Consider the following 16,518-nt stretch of genomic DNA (forward strand, 5'->3'; position numbering starts at 1 on the left):
CAGGCATTTGCGAGGGCCACCCCGGGTTTGCGTCGCGGGGGCGATGCTGTAGGCGGCTCACGAATCGGCCGCGTGGCCGCGGCACGATCGTCGACCACGCTACCCCATCGCCGACGTGCATCGGGCACATCACCGCAGGTGACGGGCCTGTCGTTCGGCGCGCGCGGCTGCCCGTCGCTTCTCCGGGTCTGTCGCGGCGACCATCGCGGCTGAGCCCCGTGTGACGTGTGGGACATCGGCGGACGGCTCGAACTTTCTTCGGCCCGCCCAGCGTGTCGTGCGGCGATGCGACCTCGCATCGCGTGTCGGCGCCGTCGGTTACTGTCGGCACATGCGATGGTGCACCGGGCCAGAAATCAGTCGATCGCGCGCCCGCACCGGGCCCGGGATCGGGTCACCGGGGTGAGCACCTGGGCCCTGCGGGTCGAGCGCTACCGTGACGACCTCGTCGACGCCGTCACCCAGGTGTACGGCGCGTCGTCCCGGCCCACCCTGATCCCCCGACTTCTCGGTGCGGCCGAACGCGCCTTCGCGGCCCGATCCGCCGACCTCCGCGAACTCGACGAACGCCGCCTGCTGCGGCCCGACTGGCTCCAGCAACCCGACATGGTCGGCTACGCCGCGTACACCGAACGGTTCGCCGGCACCCTGGCCGATGTCGCCGACCGCGTCGGCCACCTCCGCGAACTCGGCGTCACCTATCTGCATCTGATGCCGCTGCTGGCGCCGCGTCCCGGTGACAACGACGGCGGGTACGCGGTCGCCGACTACCGTCGCGTACGTCCCGATCTGGGCACCACCGACGATCTCGCGGCTCTCGCCGTCACCCTGCGGGCGTCGGGGATCAGCCTCGTCGTCGATCTCGTGCTCAATCACGTGGCCCGCGAACACGAGTGGGCACGTGCGGCCGCCGCCGGGGACCCGCACTACCAGGACTACTTCCTCACCTTCTCCGACCGCGACGAACCCGACCGCTACTCCGCGACGTTGCCGGAGGTCTTCCCCGATTTCGCCCCCGGGAACTTCACCTTCGACACCGAGATGAACCGGTGGGTGTGGACGACGTTCCACTCCTGGCAGTGGGATCTCAACTGGGCCAACCCCGACGTGCTCGTCGAGTTCGCCGAGATCATCTTCTTCCTCGCCAATCTCGGCGTGGAGGTGGTGCGTCTGGACGCGATCGCCTTCCTCTGGAAGCGGATGGGTACCGACTGCCAGAATCAGCCCGAGGTGCACGCCATCACCCAGATACTGCGCGCACTGACCCACATGGTGGCCCCCGCCGTGGCGTTCAAGGCCGAGGCGATCGTCGGGCCCGCGCAGCTCGTCGCCTACCTGGGCGTGGGGCGACACGACGGACGGATCAGCGATCTCGCCTACCACAACTCGTTGATGGTGCAGATCTGGTCGATGATCGCCTGCGCCGACACCCGGCTGGCCGCACACGCGCTCGGCAGTCTGCCGCCGACGCCGGCGACCGGCACCTGGATCTGCTACGTCCGCTGTCACGACGACATCGGCTGGGCGATCGACGACGCCGACGCCGCGGCGGTCGGACTCGACGGCGCGGCACACCGGCGATTCCTCTCCGACTGGTACAGCGGGGAATTTCCGGAATCCCCCGCGGCTGGGCTGGTGTTCCAGGCCAACCCGCGCACCGGAGACCGCCGGATCAGCGGGACCGCGGCCGCGCTGACCGGCCTGCAGACCGCCACCGATGACGCCTCCGTCGACGCCGCTCTGGGCCGGATGTTCTTGATACACGCCATCATCTACGGGTGGGGCGGAATCCCGGTGATCTGGAGCGGCGACGAACTGGGCACGCCGAACGACGCGCACTGGGCCGCCGAACCCGGCCACGCCGACGACAACCGCTGGGCACATCGTCCGCGCCTCGATCCGGCGCGGCTGGCCCTGCGCGACGATACGACGACGGTCCCGGGGCGCGTGTTCGCCGGCCTCCGCCATCTGGGACGGATCCGTTCCTCGCTGCCGCACCTGCACGCACGAGTGCCCAGCGAGATCGCGTGGGCCGACGGACCGGTGCTGGTGACGCTGCGGCGCGCCCCGCTGGGGCCGATGATCTGCGTCTACAACGTGAGCGCCCGCACGGTGTCGTTCCCGGTCGAGGTGATCACCGGCCACGGATTCGCCCGGCCGTGGGATGTGATCTCCGACCGGGCGGTCACCGCCGACGCCGACGGGCTGCTCTGGTTGACGCCGTATGCGGCGTGGTGGGTCATCGAGACCGCACAGAACCCGGCGTAGCGTGAGGCCCGTGACGGTATCCGAGCAGGGCCAATCCGAGCAGGGCGAATCCGAGCAGCGGGTGGTGAGCGCCTACCGCGACGTCGGTGCCGACGCCGCGGCGATCTTCGAGCTCATCGCCGACCCGGCCCGGCAACCCGAATGGGATGGCAACGACAACCTCGCGCAGGCACCGACCGGTCAACGCGTCCGGGCCGTCGGGAACGTCTTCACCATGCAGCTCACCACGGGCGCGATCCGGGAGAACCGGGTCACCGAATTCGTCGAGGGTCGCCGCATCGCGTGGATGCCCAACGAACCCGGGCAACCGAGTCCCGGGCATCTGTGGCGGTGGGAGCTCGATCCACTGGCCGACGGGACGACGCGGGTGACCCACACCTATGACTGGACACGACTGGACGACGAGAAGCGCCTCGTGCGGGCGCGGGCCACGTCCGGCGAGAAGCTGGCGGGCTCGATCGACCGGTTGGCCGGTCTTCTCGACGCCGACGTCTGAGGGGCCACCGTCGCCATCGCGCGCGGCGGTCGAACCTTCCGGTCCGGCCACGAGCCCTAACTCGCAGGTCGAGCAGGCCGCTGCGCCGACCGCTGCGTTGAGCACCGTCGAAACGAAGCCCGTGTCAAGACCCCGCACGCTGGTGCCGCCGCGAAACCAGCGGCGGCGCAAGAGGTCTCGAGGCTCGTCGCTAGCGCTCCTCGCACCTCGACCGGCGGACGAGACCGACGACCAGCGCAAGAAACCGACCGCCAGTCGCACGAAACCAACGACCGGCGGACGAGACCGACGACCAGCGGAAGAAAACCGATTGCCGGCGGCAGAAGGCCGACGCCCCGCACACTCAGGCCTCGGCGTGACCGTCAGGCCAGTGCCCGCTCCACCTCGTCCCGGGTGCGCGTGAACTCCGCCCGCAGGGCGGCCACATCCGGCCCGGACCGCAGCACACCACGGCTCGAGGCCGGTAGCACCCAGGACGGGTCGGCCCCGGCGAAGACCTCCGGCAGGTCGCTCGGCGTCGCCCCCTGAGCGCCCAGCCCGGGCGACAGGATGGGTCCGTTCAGGCCGGCGAGGTCGAGTCCATGCGCGCGGGTCGCACCGACGACGAGACCGAGAGTGCCGGTGCCGTCGGCATTCTCGGCGGCCGCGGCATCGACGATGCGCTGGCCCACCGGACGGCCGTCGGCGTCGGCGAGCTGTACCGGCGCGCCTTCCGGATTCGACGTCCGGGCCAGCACAAACACTCCCCGACCACCCGCACGCGCGAGATCGACGGCCGGCGACAGGGATCCGAACCCGAGATACGGGGAGGCGGTCACCGCATCCGAGCACAGCGGCGACGCGTCGTCGAGCCACGCCGTCGCGTACGCGGCCATCGTCGAACCGATGTCGCCACGCTTCGCGTCGGCGAGGACGAGCGCACCGGCCTCCCGGCAACCGGTGATGACGCGTTCGAGGACCGCGAACCCGGCCGCCCCGAACACCTCGAAGAACGCCACCTGCGGTTTCACCACGGCGGCAACGGGTCCCAGCGCCTCCACGCAGGTGTCGGCGAAGCGGGCCAGACCGTCGGCGTCGACGCTCAGACCCCACTGCGTCAGCAGCTCGGCGTGCGGGTCGATACCGGCACACAGCCGCCCACGCGCGGAGACGGCCTCGCGGTGGCGCGACCCGAAGACGGTCACCGCTCGTTCACCAGTGCCGCATGCCTGCGTTGCAGCGCCTCGACGCCCATGCTCTTGTTCCGCGCGGCCTCGATCCCCTGCACCGCCGCACTCGCCCCCTGCACGGTGGTGATGCACGGGATGCCGGCGGCGACGGCGGCACTGCGGATCTCGTAGCCGTCGACACGCGGCCCGGACTGTCCGTACGGGGTGTTGATCACCATCGCCACCTCGCCGGCCCGGATCGCGTCGAGGATGGTCGGCTCACCCGGTCCGGCCTCGAAGTGCTTGCGCACCGTCGTGGCATCGATTCCGTTGCGACGCAACACGTCCGCGGTGCCCTCGGTGGCCAGGATGGTGAATCCGAGGTCGGCGAGGTGCTTGACCGGGAACAGCAGGGCACGTTTGTCCTTGTTGGCCACCGACACGAACACCGCACCGGTGGTGGGCAGCGACCCGTAGGCCGCGGTCTGCGACTTGGCGAACGCGCGGCCGAAGTCGGCGTCGATACCCATCACCTCGCCGGTGGATTTCATCTCGGGGCTGAGCAGGGAGTCGACGCCGGTGCCGTCGTGGCGGCGGAACCGGTTGAACGGCAACACCGCCTCCTTCACCGCGATCGGCGCATGCGACGGGGCGTCGCCGCCGTCGCCGTCGGCCGCCAGGATCGCCTGCTCGCGCAGTTCGGCGATCGAGGTACCGAGCATCACCCGCGCGCAGGCCTTGGCCAGCGGGATCGCGGTCGCCTTGGAGACGAACGGCACGGTGCGGCTCGCCCGCGGATTGGCTTCCAGCACATAGAGAACATCGTCCTTGAGGGCGTACTGCACGTTGAGCAGCCCGCGCACCCCGATGCCCTTGGCCAGGGCCTCGGTGGATTCGCGCACCATCGCCAGATCGGCGCGGCCCAGGGTCACCGGCGGTAGCGCGCACGCCGAGTCGCCGGAGTGGATGCCGGCCTCCTCGATGTGCTCCATGATCCCGCCGATGTAGACCTCCTGACCGTCGCACAGCGCGTCGACGTCGATCTCGACGGCGTCCTCGAGGAAACGGTCGACCAGCACCGGATGATCGGGGGTGAGTTCGGTGGCACGAGAGATGTAGTCCGCCAAGGACTTCTCGTCGTAGACGATCTCCATGCCACGGCCACCCAACACGTAGGACGGGCGTACCAGAACCGGGTAGCCGATGCGTGCGGCGGTGTCGCGGGCCTCGTCGAAGGAGGTCGCGGTGCCGAACGCCGGGGCGGGCAGGCCGGCGGCGGTGAGCACCTTGCCGAACTCGCCGCGGTCCTCGGCCAGGTCGATGGCCGCCGGGGAGGTGCCGACGATCGGTACCCCGGCCGCCTCGAGGCGATGGGCCAGTCCGAGCGGGGTCTGCCCACCGAGTTGCACGATGACCCCGGCCACGGTGCCCGACTCCGATTCGGCGTGGAAGACCTCGAGCACATCCTCGAAGGTCAGCGGCTCGAAGTAGAGACGGTCGGCGGTGTCGTAGTCGGTGGAGACGGTCTCCGGGTTGCAGTTGACCATCACCGTCTCGTACCCGGCCTCGCTCAGGGTGAGCGCGGCGTGCACACACGAGTAATCGAACTCGATGCCCTGCCCGATCCGATTGGGTCCGGACCCGAGGATGAGTACCTTGGGCCGCTCGGTCTGCGGTGCCACCTCGCTGGTGGCCGCCGGGTCGAGTTCGTAGGTGGAGTAGTGATATGGCGTGCGGGCCTCGAACTCGGCGGCGCAGGTGTCGACGGTCTTGTAGACCGGATGCACGCCGAGTGACTGCCGGAATGCCCGGACAGCATCCTCATCGGCGAAATCGCCACGCAGCGCCGCGATCTGCCGGTCGGAGAATCCGGTCGACTTCGCTTCCCGCAGAAGCTCTTCGGTCAGTTCGTCGGCGTCGCGAATGTCTGCGCCGAGCGCCGCGATGCCGCCGATCTCGGCGAGGAACCACGGGTCGATCTTGGTCGACTCGTAGAGATCCTCGACACTGGCACCGGCCTCGAAGGCCAACATGATGCCGTAGAGGCGCCCGTCCTTGGGGACCGAGAGTTCCTCGAGCAATGCGGGCAGGTCGATGGTCGCGGGGTCGACCCGGCCCGGTTCGGTCCAGAACCCGGCGGCCTTGGTCTCCAGGGAGCGCATCACCTTGCCGAGGGCCTCGGCGAAGCTGCGGCCCAGGCTCATCGCCTCACCCACCGACTTCATCGTGGTGGTGAGCGTGTCGTCGGCACCCGGGAACTTCTCGAACGCGAACCGCGGGGCCTTGACCACCACGTAGTCCAGCGTCGGCTCGAAGCAGGCCGGGGTCTGTCTGGTGATGTCGTTGGTGATCTCGTCGAGGCTGTAGCCGATGGCGAGCTTCGCGGCGATCTTGGCGATCGGGAATCCCGTTGCCTTGGAGGCCAATGCGGATGACCGGGAGACACGCGGGTTCATCTCGATGACGACGAGGCGACCGTCGGCGGGGTCCTGGGCGAACTGGATGTTGCAGCCGCCGGTGTCGACGCCGACCTCGCGCAGGATGGCGATCGAGAGGTCGCGCATCTTCTGGTATTCGCGGTCGGTCAGGGTCATCGCGGGGGCCACGGTGACCGAGTCGCCGGTGTGCACGCCGACCGGGTCGACGTTCTCGATGGAGCAGATGACGACCACGTTGTCGCGGTTGTCGCGCATCAGCTCGAGCTCGTATTCCTTCCAGCCGAGGATGGATTCCTCGATGAGGACGTTCGCGGTCGGCGACGCGGCGAGACCCCCGCCGGCGATGCGGTCGAGGTCGGCCTCGTCATAGGCCATGCCGGAGCCGAGTCCACCCATGGTGAACGACGGCCGCACCACCACCGGATAGCCGAGTTCGGCGACGGTTTCGCGGACCTCTTCCATCGTGTGGCAGACCGCCGAGCGGGCGCTCTCGCCACCGACCTTGGCGACGATGTCCTTGAACATCTGCCGGTCCTCACCGCGCTGGATGGCGTCGAAGTCGGCACCGATCAGCTCGATGCCGTAGCGCTCCAGCGAACCCCGATCATGCAGTGCCACAGCGGTGTTGAGCGCGGTCTGACCGCCGAGGGTGGCCAGCACGGCGTCGATCGGATGGCCGGCGTCACGTTCGGCCTCGATGACCTTCTCGACGTACTCGGCGGTGATCGGCTCGATGTAGGTGGCGTCGGCGAACTCCGGGTCGGTCATGATGGTGGCCGGATTCGAGTTCACCAGGCTCACCCGCAGACCCTCGGACTTCAGGACGCGGCAGGCCTGGGTTCCGGAGTAGTCGAATTCGCAGGCCTGGCCGATGACGATCGGTCCGGAGCCGATCACCAGGACGTGCTTGAGATCGGTGCGGCGTGGCATCAGGCCCTCGTTCCGTTGGCGCGGTCACTCTCGAGCAGGGTGACGAATTTGTCGAAGAGGTAGGCGGCGTCGTGCGGACCGGCCGCGGCCTCCGGATGGTATTGGACGGAAAATGCTCTGCCGGAGAGCAATTCGACGCCCTCGACGGTGCCGTCGTTGGCGCAGACGTGGCTGACCCGGGCACGTCCGAAGTCGGTGTCGAACTCCTCACCCGCTTCGCCTTCGAGGGCGAAGCCGTGGTTCTGCGAGGTGATGGAGACCGTGCCGGTGGCGTGGTCGATCACCGGGATGTTGATGCCGCGGTGACCGAAGGTCATCTTGTAGGTGCGCCGGCCCAGTGCGCGGCCGAGGATCTGGTTGCCGAAGCAGATTCCGAAGAGCGGCAGATCCGCCCCGAGGACCTCCCGGGTCAACGCGACGGCGGCGTCGGCGGTGGCCGGGTCGCCGGGACCGTTGGACAGGAACACCCCGTCGGGCCTCAACTCGGCGATGTCGGCGAAGGAGGCACTCGACGGCAGGACACGCACCGCGACCCCGCGCTGCGCGAACATCCGCGGCGTGTTGGTCTTGATGCCCAGATCGATGGCGGCGACGGTGTAGCGCGTCTCACCGGCCGGCTCCACGAGGTAGCCGGTGTCGGTGGACACCTGGCCGGCGAGGTCGGCGCCCTTCATCGACGGCTGGCTGCGCACTCGTTCGAGGAGTTCTTCGGCCCCCGCCCCGTCGAGTGCGGCACCGGAGAACACCCCGGCCCGCATCGATCCGTGATCGCGCAGCGTGCGCACCACGGTGCGGGTGTCGATGCCGGAGATGCCGACGATGCCCTGGCGCACCAGCTCGTCCTCGAGCGAGGTGGTCGCACGCCAATTCGACACGCGGCGTGTGGGATTGCGGATCGCGTAGCCGGCCACCCAGATCTTCCCGGAATCACCGTCGAGGCTGCCGCTGCCGGCGCTGCCGGTGGATTCGCCGTCCTCGGTGTTCCAGCCGGTGTTGCCGATCTGCGGGGCGGTGGCCACCACGATCTGCCGGTGATAGCTGGGGTCGGTGAGGGTTTCCTGATAGCCGGTCATCGCCGTGCAGAACACGGCCTCGCCGAGGGTTTCGCCGACGGCGCCGTAGGCCCGGCCGGAGAACACCTGACCGTTCTCGAGCACCAGAACCGCTGCGGTCATTGATCTTTCCTCTGTTCGGTCTCGGAGCGCGCCGGGGCTGCGGTCGCCGTCTCCTCGGGGGTGGTGGCCTCGGGCGTGATGGCCGCGGGATCGGTGGATTCGGCGTCGGTGGCCGCGGAGTCGGTGGCAGCGGAGTCGGCAGGGTGGGTGTCGTCGATCCAGCCGGGATAGACGGACTTGTCGTCGGCGCGGAATCCGGAGTCGATCTCGGTGCCGCCCGGCAACCTCCAGCGGATCACCAGCACCCCGTCGGCGCTCATCACCTTGCCGGCGTGACCGCGTTCGGTGCGCACCGCGGTGATCGATTCCCGGGGAATCCAGATCTCGCTCGCACCGGTCCGTTCGATCAGGATCCCGTCGGGATGTGCGGACAGTCGCGCGGACGCCCGATCGCCGAAGTCCCCCACCGCAATCCGGTTCTGCCAGCTCGGCGCGAGGGTGGCGCCGAGATAGAGCCCGGTGTCGGGACCACGCAGCGTGTCTCCGAGTTCGGCCGGGGCCGTCGGGATCTCGCCGATGATCTCGGCCTGTCGCCGCCCACGGTTGCGCCACCCGCGCACCACCAGGGCCACCAGCGCCAACCACACCACCAGCACCACGATGACGATGATCAGGTCGGTCCACAGCTCGTTCATGCGCTCGCCCGTCCGTCACGGGCGGTGACGACGCCGCGCAGAAGCGTCGCGACCACGGTCGCCGGCATCGTCATGGATTCATACGGAGTGTTGTCCGACAGGCTCGCCAGGTCGGGGCCGTGCACCACCCACGAGCGGTCCGGATCGACGATCGTGAGATTCGCCGGCTCCCCCACCGCGATGGGACGCCCCTGATCGGTGAGACCGACGATCTCCGCGGGGCGCTCACTCATCACACGCGCCACGCCACGCCAGTCGAGCAGGCCGGGAACGACCATCGTCTCCACGATGATCGGCAGTGCGGTCTCGAGGCCGAGCATTCCCGGTTTGGCGAGGGCGAATTCGCAGCATTTCTCCTGCGCCGCATGCGGTGCGTGGTCGGTACCGACGCAGTCGATGACGCCGTCGGCGAGGGCCTGACGAAGCGCGAGATTGTCCCGGGTTTCGCGCAGCGGCGGATTGACCCGGTTCACCCCGTCGTAGGTGGCCAGCCGTTCGTCGTTGAGGAACAGGTGGTGCGGGGTCACCTCGGCGGTGATCGCGATGCCCTGGTCCTTGGCCCAGCGCAGCAGTTCGACGGTGCCCTCGGTGGACGCGTGGCAGATGTGCACGCGTGCGCCGGCGTCGCGGGCCAGCAACGCGTCACGGACGACGATGGATTCCTCGGCGGCGCGCGGCCAACCGGCCAGTCCGAGTCGGGCGGCGTTCGGACCCTCGTGTGCGACAGCACCTTTGGTGAGTCGGGGCTCCTCGGCGTGCTGGGCGATCAGCACCCCGAGGCCGGTGGCGTACTCCAGGGCCCGACGCATGATCAGCGGATCGAAGACGCATTTGCCGTCGTCGCTGAACAGTCGGACACCGGCGGCGCCGGAGGCCATCATGCCCATCTCGGCGAGTTGTTCACCCGCCAAGCCGACGGTGACCGCCCCGACCGGGTGCACGTCGACGAGTCCGACGTCGCGCCCGACCCGCCAGACGTTGTCGGTGATGGTGGAGTTGTCGGCGACCGGGTCGGTGTTGGCCATGGCGAAAACCGCGGTGTAGCCACCGAGGGCGGCGGCACGCGAGCCGGTGCGAATGGTCTCGGTGTCCTCGCGCCCGGGTTCGCGCAGGTGGGTGTGCAGGTCGACGAGACCGGGCAGCAGCACCGCTCCCGCGCCGTCGATGATCTCGGCACCCTCGGGGACAGTGAGCGAGGATCCGATCTCGGCGATGGTGCCGTCGATCACCGCGACATCCACCGGATCACCCTCGCCGTAGGGGCGAACCTGTTGCAGGACAACGGTTCCGGTGGCATCGGGTCCCGGAATGGGTCCGGGGATCGGGGCGCTCACAGCGTGACTCCTGTCTGGTCGGTCGTGTCGGTGCCGACGAGCAGGCGGAACAGCACCGCCATCCGCACGTGCACACCGTTGCGGACCTGTTCGAGGACGGTGGCCTGCGGTGCGTCGGCGACGGAGAAGCCGATCTCCATGCCGCGCAGCATCGGTCCGGGGTGCAGCACCACCGCGTCGTCGTCGAGCAGGGCGAGTCGTCGTGCGTTGAGTCCGTAACGCACCGAGTACTCGCGGGAACTCGGGAAGAAGCCGCCGTTCATGCGTTCGGCCTGCACGCGCAGCATCATCACCGCGTCGAGGGTGGGCAGTTCGGCGTCGAGGTCGCCGGTCACGGTGACCGGCCACTGGTCGACCCCGACCGGCAGCAGGGTCGGTGGGGCGATCAGCACCACCTCGGCCCCGAGCGTCGCCAGCAGGTGGGCGTTGGATCGCGCCACCCGCGAGTGCAGCACGTCGCCGACGATGCCGATGCGGCGGCCGTCGAGGGAGCCGAGTCGCTGGCGCAGTGTCAGCGCGTCGAGCAGCGCCTGGGTGGGATGTTCGTGGGTGCCGTCACCGGCGTTGATGACGGCGGGCCCACCGGTTTCCCGGCCGTTCGGCCCGATGCCGGGGCCGCCGGTCCACTGCGCGATCTGATGGGCCGCGCCGGAGGCCGGATGCCGCACGATCAGGGCGTCGGCGCCGATCGCGCGCAGCGTCATCGCGGTGTCGCGCAAGGACTCTCCCTTGCCGACCGAGGAACTCGACGCCGAGACGTTGATCACGTCGGCGCTCATCCACTTGCCCGCCGTCTCGAAGGACACGCGGGTGCGGGTGGAGTTCTCGTAGAACACCGTCATCACGGTGCGGCCCCGCAACGTCGGGAGTTTGCGCACCTCCCGGCCGGTGAGTGCCTGCTCGAAACGTTCGGCGTCGTCGAGAAGTTCGGTGGCGTCGTCGCGGGTGAGGTCCTGGGTGGAGAGCAGGTGCCGCATCAGGCCTGCACCGCCCCGGCGGAGCTGAGCACGACCTCGTCGACGCCGTCGTGCTCGGTGAGGTGGACCGCGACACTCTCGTCGCGGGAGGTCGGGATGTTCTTGCCGACGTAGTCGGCGCGCAGCGGCAGTTCGCGGTGGCCGCGGTCGATGAGCACCGCCAGCTGGACCGCGGCCGGCCGCCCCAGGTCACGCAGTGCGTCGAGGGCGGCGCGCACCGTCCGGCCGGAGTAGAGCACGTCGTCGACGAGGATGACGATCGCATTGTCGACGCCCCCGGTGGGCACCATGGTGCGTTCGAGGGGGCGGTGCGGTTTGTCGCGCAGGTCGTCGCGGTACAGGGTGATGTCGAGGTATCCGACGGGGATCTCCCGACCGGCGAACTCGGCGATCTTGGCCGCCAACCTGTCGGCGAGAGTCGTTCCGCGGGTGGGAATTCCGATGATGATGACATGCGGTGCATCGGGGGCGTCGAGAGCATTCTTCTCGATCACCTGATGGGCCACCCGGGCGATGGTTCTCGACACATCGCCGGCGTCGAGCAGAACGCGCCGATTGGGTGGGGCACCGTCGGTAGGCGTGACCACGCCGACCTCCTTCTCCGCCTCACGGGACGGATCGTTAAAGGATGTCTTTCTCGTCAGGTACCTTACACGCCCCCGTCGGGCGCGCTGACGTCGACGCAGTCAGATCTGCGGCGGGTCCGTCCGCGGCTGCGCGGCGGCGGCCGCCCGCACCTGCGGAGCGAGTTCGGCGATCGTCCCGAGCACTCCGTTGACGAAGGCCGGGGAATCGTCGGTGGACAGTTCCTTGGCCAGTTCGACGGCCTCATCCACCACCACGACCGGGTCGACGTCGGTGGCATTGAACAATTCCCACGTCGCCTGACGCAGGATGGCGCGATCGACCGCCGGCAGGCGCTCGAGGGTCCACCCCTTCAGATGCGAGGAGATCACCGCGTCGATCTGGGTGCTGTCGGCGACGAGGCCGTCGATCACCCGCTGGGTGTAGGGATGAATCTGTCCGACGCTCTCGTCGGAGTTCACCAGGATGCGGCGTTCGGCGATGAGGCTGTCGGGGGCAACCCCCTTGGCCTCCGCTTCGAACAACAGGTCAACGGCGCGTCTGCGCGCCTTGTGTCGGGTTCCGGGCTGCTTCACGTGGGGAGGTCTCGCTCAGCTGTTGACGCGGCCGAGGTAGCTGCCGTCGCGGGAATCGACCTTCAGCTTGTCGCCGGTGTTGATGAACAGCGGAACCTGGATCTCGGCGCCGCTCTCCATGGTGGCGGGCTTGGTGCCACCGGTGGAACGGTCACCCTGCAGACCGGGATCGGTGTGGGTCACCTCCATCTCGACGGTGACCGGAAGCTCGATGAACAGCGGATTGCCGTCGTTGAGCGAGACCTGCACGGTCATGTTCTCCAGCAGGAAGCGGGCGCCGTCACCGACGACGGCCGGCGGGAGTGCGTACTGCTCGTAGTCCTGGGTGTCCATGAAGACGTAGTCGGTGCCGTCGTTGTAGAGGAATGTCATGTCACGGCGGTCGACGGTCGCGGTCTCGACCTTCACACCGGCGTTGAAGGTCTTGTCGACGGTCTTGCCCGAGAGCACGTTCTTGATCTTGGTCCGCACGAAGGCCGGGCCCTTGCCGGGCTTGACGTGCTGGAATTCGAGGATCTGCCACAGCTGGTCGTCCATGCGCAGCACGAGGCCGTTCTTGAAATCGGCGGTGGTCGCCATAGGTCGTCTTCTTTCCTGGTTTTCGTCTGATTGCCGTCAGATGACGGTGAATGCCTTGTCGGTGGCGGTCAGCAGCTCCGGATCGCCGTCGGTGACGACGAGGGTGTCCTCGATCCTGACTCCGCCTCGTCCCGGGAGGTACACCCCGGGTTCCACGGTCACCGCTGCGCCGCATGGCAGTGTACCCGTCGCGAGTTTGCCGATTCCCGGTGCTTCGTGAATCTGCAGGCCGACGCCGTGGCCGAGGCCGTGTACGTAGTCCTCCCCGTGGCCTGCGTCGGCGATGATCGTGCGGGCGGCGGCGTCGATCTCGCGCAGATCGGCACCCGGTGCCAGCGCTGCCCGGCCGGCGGCCTGCGCGGCCGCGACGAGGTCGTAGATGTCCTTCTGCCACGCTGCCGCCCGACGTAGCACGAAGGTGCGGGTCATATCCGAGTGATAGCCGCCGTAGAGCGCCCCGAAGTCGATCTTGACCAGGTCACCGTCGGCGAGGACCGCGTCCGTCGGCCGATGATGCGGGATCGCCGAATGTGCGCCGGCGGCGACGATCGTCTCGAAGGCGATGCCATCGGCACCGAGCCGGTACATCGCCCACTCGAGGGCCCGCGCGACCTCGCGTTCGGTGGCCCCGGCCCGGATCACGCCGTCGGCGATGATCGCGGCCAGCGCGTCGTCGCCGATGGCACAGGCCCGGCGCAGCAGCGCGACCTCACCGGCGTCCTTCACCTCGCGGAGGCCCTCGACCAGGCCCGATCGGCCGACCAGTTCGACACCGTCGGGTGAGTCGTCGGCCAGTCGCCGGTGCGCGGCGACGGTCAGGGCGTCGGCCTCGAACCCGATCCTCGTGGCCCCCGCCGCGGCGGCGACCCCGAGCAGTTCCCGCGGGCAGTCGCGTGCGATGACGGCGGTGAGGTCACCGGCCTGCGCGGCGACCTGGGTGAGATATCGGCCATCGGTGCAGATGCGGTCGGCGTCGGGACCCGACGCCGAGACGAGCAGCGCGCCGTTGGAGCCGGTGAATCCGGTCAGATACCGCAGGTTGATCAGGTCGGACACGATCAGCGCGTCGACGGGCGTCTCGTGCGCGGTCAGCAGACCTCGCAGGCGTTCGCGGCGGGCGGCGTGGTCGGGGGTGGTGGGCATTCCTCCACGCTACGACGTCGTCGGCACTTTCGACGCGGCCGCCGCCCCGGCCGGCGACGCTCACCGGCAACGCCCAACTGTGGCCAACGGCACTCTCCGAGCTCCCTCTCTTGTACTCTTCTCACCATGGCTCTCCCCTGGTTGCTGCGCGGTGTGGTGATGACCGCCGTCCACGTCGGTGTCCGCGTACTCCTCGGCATCGCGATCATCCACTCCCCACTGCATTCCACGGTGTGGAAGACCATCGCTGTGGCAGCTGTCGTCCTCGTGGCGGTGCTGTGGGGCGGAATCGACGGCATCTCCGACGCACGCGCCAATCCCGACCCGGACGACTACGACGACCTCACCGTGCGCTGGCTCAAGGCCGGCGTTCTGGCGGGCGCCGCGTCGGCGATCATCTCGTGGGTGCTGGGCACCTTCGTGTTCGCCGGGATCGGCCAGGCCAATTTCGCCGTCGAGTTGTTCGCCGGCGGTTCGTTCACGGCGCTGCTGATCTTCGTGCCCGCCTTCGTGGGCGCGGCGGTCGGTCGCTTCCTGATCCGGCGTGATCAGCGCAAGAACGCACCCGACACCAGCGACTGGTCGGTGCATCCCGACGCGGAGAAGACCGAGCAGATCGAGCGGGTCTGAGGCTAGTCCGGCTGTTCTGACAGGCCCGACAAGTCCGATGGGGCCAAGCTGGTTCAGGACGTGTCGAGCCGGTAGTGGAGCCTGGCGGCCAGGACACGTTCGATCCGGCTGTTGCGAGGGTTCATGCCGATGGCGGCCAGTTCCTCGAGCTCACGTTCCCGGTCGGCATCGCTGGTACGGATGCCGCCATCACGGATGCGGTGCTGACGTGCTTATCCCTCGGTGGTCGTGTCGCTGAGGTTGATCCGGGTACGGGAGACACGATCGAGCGCGGCAACGGTGTCAGGGTCATCGGGATCGTCGGTGATCGGGACACCGTCTCCGTCGAAGATGACCAGGTCGATCTCCCCGGTGTTGGTGACACCAGGTTCGTCAGAATGCCCGCCAGGCCCGTCTCGCGGGTCGGGTGGTCGGGGTTCGACGGGATCGGATTGGGCTGCGCCGGAATCGCATTCGTCGACGCCTGGTTCAGGCTGGTCAGCGACGCCGGACTCGTGGTCGTCATCCTGATCGACGCTGTCGACGATGCTCGAGGAGTCCGCGGCCGGAGCCGGATGATCCTTCGGAACACCACGATCGGACAAGGTTTCGGCATCCACAGCCGGCGGCGCGGTGTCCTCGTCGTCGCTGTCGGCGTCGGGATCAGCCGGTACATCGACGTCGACGGTGGCGTCGGCTTCGATGTCAGCAGTTTCGGCATCGACCACTTCGGTGTCTGCGGGTTCGGTTGCGCCGGCACCACTATCAGCGTCGCTGAGCGGGGTCGCGGTGGATCTGGTCGCGGATCTGGTCGAGTTTCTGCTCGTAGAGTGCGGTGATGTCGGGGTGGTCGTTGACGATCTTCGGGTTGTCGGGCATGCCGGGTGCGGCGTTGAGTTGCCACCAGCACCGTCCGGCGAGCGGTCCGTCTTCGTAGATGCCGGTGGTGTATTGGCCGGGGTTGGGCCGACCATCCGGTTGTGCGGCCCGCACGCCGGGGCCAGGTCGGTGATGTCGGTTTTCCCGCCGTCGGCCCAGTCTTCTTTGGCGTGATGCATCTCCGAATGCGAGGCGGGTTGCCCGCAACCGGGGAAGGAGCACACTTCACCACCGGTGCGGGAGAACGACGCGATCCGCTGCTCGGTCGATGCCAACCGCCGCGCCCGCCCCAGATACAACGGGAGGTCGATGGCGTCGGAGAACACCGCCAGGAACTGCTGCACATCGTTGGGATCCTCGATGTCCCCCAACGCACTGAGCAAATCCGGAATAGGAATGGTGGATCCAGACGCGGTGGTGGCATACCCGGCGCCGGCCAACAGATCTTGCAGGAAGGTTTTGATGATCAACGCGACCGGCAGGCCGCGATGCGTTGCCGAGGACGCCTTCTTTCATCGCCGACACCAACAGGACGTGCATCGCATCATGATTGCGTTGCGCCTGAGAACGATCGTCACGCTTCACTGCAGCGGCGAGCACGTCGGGGTCGGCATCCCCGATCGCACCGGTCGGCGACTCCAGATCACTCAAATTATTCATCCCAGGTTGCGCCCACGCATCCAACATGGAGTCCCACAAGGCACGGGTGACCGGCGGCAGGTGCCCGTTGAGTTTCGCCATCCCATC

General features: G+C 68.5%; 16 protein-coding genes. 3 read left to right on the forward strand and 13 right to left on the reverse strand.

The annotated features are described in order from the left end of the window. The first annotated feature begins 402 nt into the window (after positions 1 to 402). Entirely contained in the window at positions 403 to 2,268 is a 1,866-nt protein-coding gene (locus ABLE94_RS09970; RefSeq protein WP_348808670.1) for an alpha-amylase family protein, read from the forward strand. A gap of 10 nt (positions 2,269 to 2,278) precedes the next feature. Continuing rightward, a complete protein-coding gene (locus ABLE94_RS09975) occupies positions 2,279 to 2,764 on the forward strand; it encodes an SRPBCC family protein (protein ID WP_348803694.1) in 486 nt (161 codons plus the stop codon). A 362-nt stretch (positions 2,765 to 3,126) separates the two neighbouring features. Here ABLE94_RS09975 and pyrF read toward each other — a convergent pair whose 3' ends face one another. The 10 genes from pyrF to ABLE94_RS10025 form a co-directional block, all read right to left on the reverse strand. Further along, a complete protein-coding gene (gene pyrF, locus ABLE94_RS09980) occupies positions 3,127 to 3,948 on the reverse strand; it encodes an orotidine-5'-phosphate decarboxylase (protein WP_348808671.1) in 822 nt (273 codons plus the stop codon). Further along, the gene (gene carB, locus ABLE94_RS09985) at positions 3,945 to 7,280 is read right to left on the reverse strand and encodes a carbamoyl-phosphate synthase large subunit (protein WP_348803691.1); all 3,336 of its coding nucleotides are present in this window, start codon (positions 7,278 to 7,280) and stop codon (positions 3,945 to 3,947) included. The genes pyrF and carB overlap by 4 nt, the downstream gene beginning before the upstream one ends. Further along, positions 7,280 to 8,455 (reverse strand): glutamine-hydrolyzing carbamoyl-phosphate synthase small subunit, encoded by a 1,176-nt coding sequence (gene carA, locus ABLE94_RS09990; protein ID WP_348803690.1) that lies wholly within the window; start codon positions 8,453 to 8,455, stop codon positions 7,280 to 7,282. The genes carB and carA overlap by 1 nt, the downstream gene beginning before the upstream one ends. Further along, a complete protein-coding gene (locus tag ABLE94_RS09995; protein ID WP_348803688.1) occupies positions 8,452 to 9,090 on the reverse strand; it encodes a PH-like domain-containing protein in 639 nt (212 codons plus the stop codon). Before ABLE94_RS09995 ends, carA begins: the two co-directional genes overlap by 4 nt. Next, positions 9,087 to 10,424 (reverse strand): dihydroorotase, encoded by a 1,338-nt coding sequence (locus tag ABLE94_RS10000; protein ID WP_425476175.1) that lies wholly within the window; start codon positions 10,422 to 10,424, stop codon positions 9,087 to 9,089. The genes ABLE94_RS09995 and ABLE94_RS10000 overlap by 4 nt, the downstream gene beginning before the upstream one ends. Further along, positions 10,421 to 11,401: an aspartate carbamoyltransferase catalytic subunit gene (locus ABLE94_RS10005; RefSeq protein ID WP_348803687.1), complete on the reverse strand. Its 981-nt coding sequence runs from the start codon at positions 11,399 to 11,401 to the stop codon at positions 10,421 to 10,423. Before ABLE94_RS10005 ends, ABLE94_RS10000 begins: the two co-directional genes overlap by 4 nt. After that, the gene (gene pyrR / locus ABLE94_RS10010; protein WP_348803686.1) at positions 11,401 to 11,988 is read right to left on the reverse strand and encodes a bifunctional pyr operon transcriptional regulator/uracil phosphoribosyltransferase PyrR; all 588 of its coding nucleotides are present in this window, start codon (positions 11,986 to 11,988) and stop codon (positions 11,401 to 11,403) included. The genes ABLE94_RS10005 and pyrR overlap by 1 nt, the downstream gene beginning before the upstream one ends. 99 nt (positions 11,989 to 12,087) lie before the next feature. Further along, complete coding sequence (gene nusB / locus ABLE94_RS10015; protein WP_348803684.1) at positions 12,088 to 12,561, reverse strand: transcription antitermination factor NusB; 474 nt, start codon at positions 12,559 to 12,561, stop codon at positions 12,088 to 12,090. Between the two features lie 15 nt (positions 12,562 to 12,576). Next, the gene (efp, locus tag ABLE94_RS10020) at positions 12,577 to 13,140 is read right to left on the reverse strand and encodes an elongation factor P (RefSeq protein ID WP_348803683.1); all 564 of its coding nucleotides are present in this window, start codon (positions 13,138 to 13,140) and stop codon (positions 12,577 to 12,579) included. A gap of 36 nt (positions 13,141 to 13,176) precedes the next feature. Continuing rightward, a complete protein-coding gene (locus ABLE94_RS10025; protein ID WP_348803682.1) occupies positions 13,177 to 14,283 on the reverse strand; it encodes a M24 family metallopeptidase in 1,107 nt (368 codons plus the stop codon). 126 nt (positions 14,284 to 14,409) lie between these two features. On the opposite strand from ABLE94_RS10025, the gene ABLE94_RS10030 reads away from it, so the two are divergent. Next, entirely contained in the window at positions 14,410 to 14,913 is a 504-nt protein-coding gene (locus ABLE94_RS10030) for a B-4DMT family transporter (protein ID WP_348803681.1), read from the forward strand. A 212-nt stretch (positions 14,914 to 15,125) separates the two neighbouring features. Here the strand turns inward: ABLE94_RS10030 and ABLE94_RS10035 are convergent, their stop codons facing one another. From ABLE94_RS10035 to ABLE94_RS26425, 3 genes are all read right to left on the reverse strand, one after another. Next, positions 15,126 to 15,620, reverse strand: coding sequence for a hypothetical protein (locus ABLE94_RS10035; RefSeq protein WP_348808672.1), 495 nt, complete (start codon positions 15,618 to 15,620; stop codon positions 15,126 to 15,128). Between the two features lie 37 nt (positions 15,621 to 15,657). After that, positions 15,658 to 15,885 carry a hypothetical protein gene (locus ABLE94_RS10040; protein ID WP_348808673.1) on the reverse strand — a complete coding sequence of 76 codons (228 nt, stop codon included), beginning with the start codon at positions 15,883 to 15,885 and terminating at the stop codon, positions 15,658 to 15,660. A gap of 111 nt (positions 15,886 to 15,996) precedes the next feature. Beyond that, the gene (locus ABLE94_RS26425; RefSeq protein ID WP_425476176.1) at positions 15,997 to 16,512 is read right to left on the reverse strand and encodes a DUF222 domain-containing protein; all 516 of its coding nucleotides are present in this window, start codon (positions 16,510 to 16,512) and stop codon (positions 15,997 to 15,999) included. Positions 16,513 to 16,518 lie beyond the last annotated feature (6 nt).

This window comes from Gordonia sp. VNK1, assembly GCF_040049135.1.
Lineage (GTDB): Bacteria > Actinomycetota > Actinomycetes > Mycobacteriales > Mycobacteriaceae > Gordonia > Gordonia oleivorans.

Excerpts from the sequence above, each read along its gene's own strand:
- carB (WP_348803691.1), bottom strand. The coding sequence starts at position 7,280 with ATGCCACGCCGCACCGATCTCAAGCACGTCCTGGTGATCGGCTCCGGA.
- carA (WP_348803690.1), bottom strand. The coding sequence starts at position 8,455 with ATGACCGCAGCGGTTCTGGTGCTCGAGAACGGTCAGGTGTTCTCCGGC.
- ABLE94_RS09995 (WP_348803688.1), bottom strand. The coding sequence starts at position 9,090 with ATGAACGAGCTGTGGACCGACCTGATCATCGTCATCGTGGTGCTGGTG.
- ABLE94_RS10005 (WP_348803687.1), bottom strand. The coding sequence starts at position 11,401 with ATGCGGCACCTGCTCTCCACCCAGGACCTCACCCGCGACGACGCCACC.
- efp (WP_348803683.1), bottom strand. The coding sequence starts at position 13,140 with ATGGCGACCACCGCCGATTTCAAGAACGGCCTCGTGCTGCGCATGGAC.
- ABLE94_RS10025 (WP_348803682.1), bottom strand. The coding sequence starts at position 14,283 with ATGCCCACCACCCCCGACCACGCCGCCCGCCGCGAACGCCTGCGAGGT.
- ABLE94_RS10030 (WP_348803681.1), top strand. The coding sequence starts at position 14,410 with ATGGCTCTCCCCTGGTTGCTGCGCGGTGTGGTGATGACCGCCGTCCAC.
- ABLE94_RS26425 (WP_425476176.1), bottom strand. The coding sequence starts at position 16,512 with ATGGCGAAACTCAACGGGCACCTGCCGCCGGTCACCCGTGCCTTGTGG.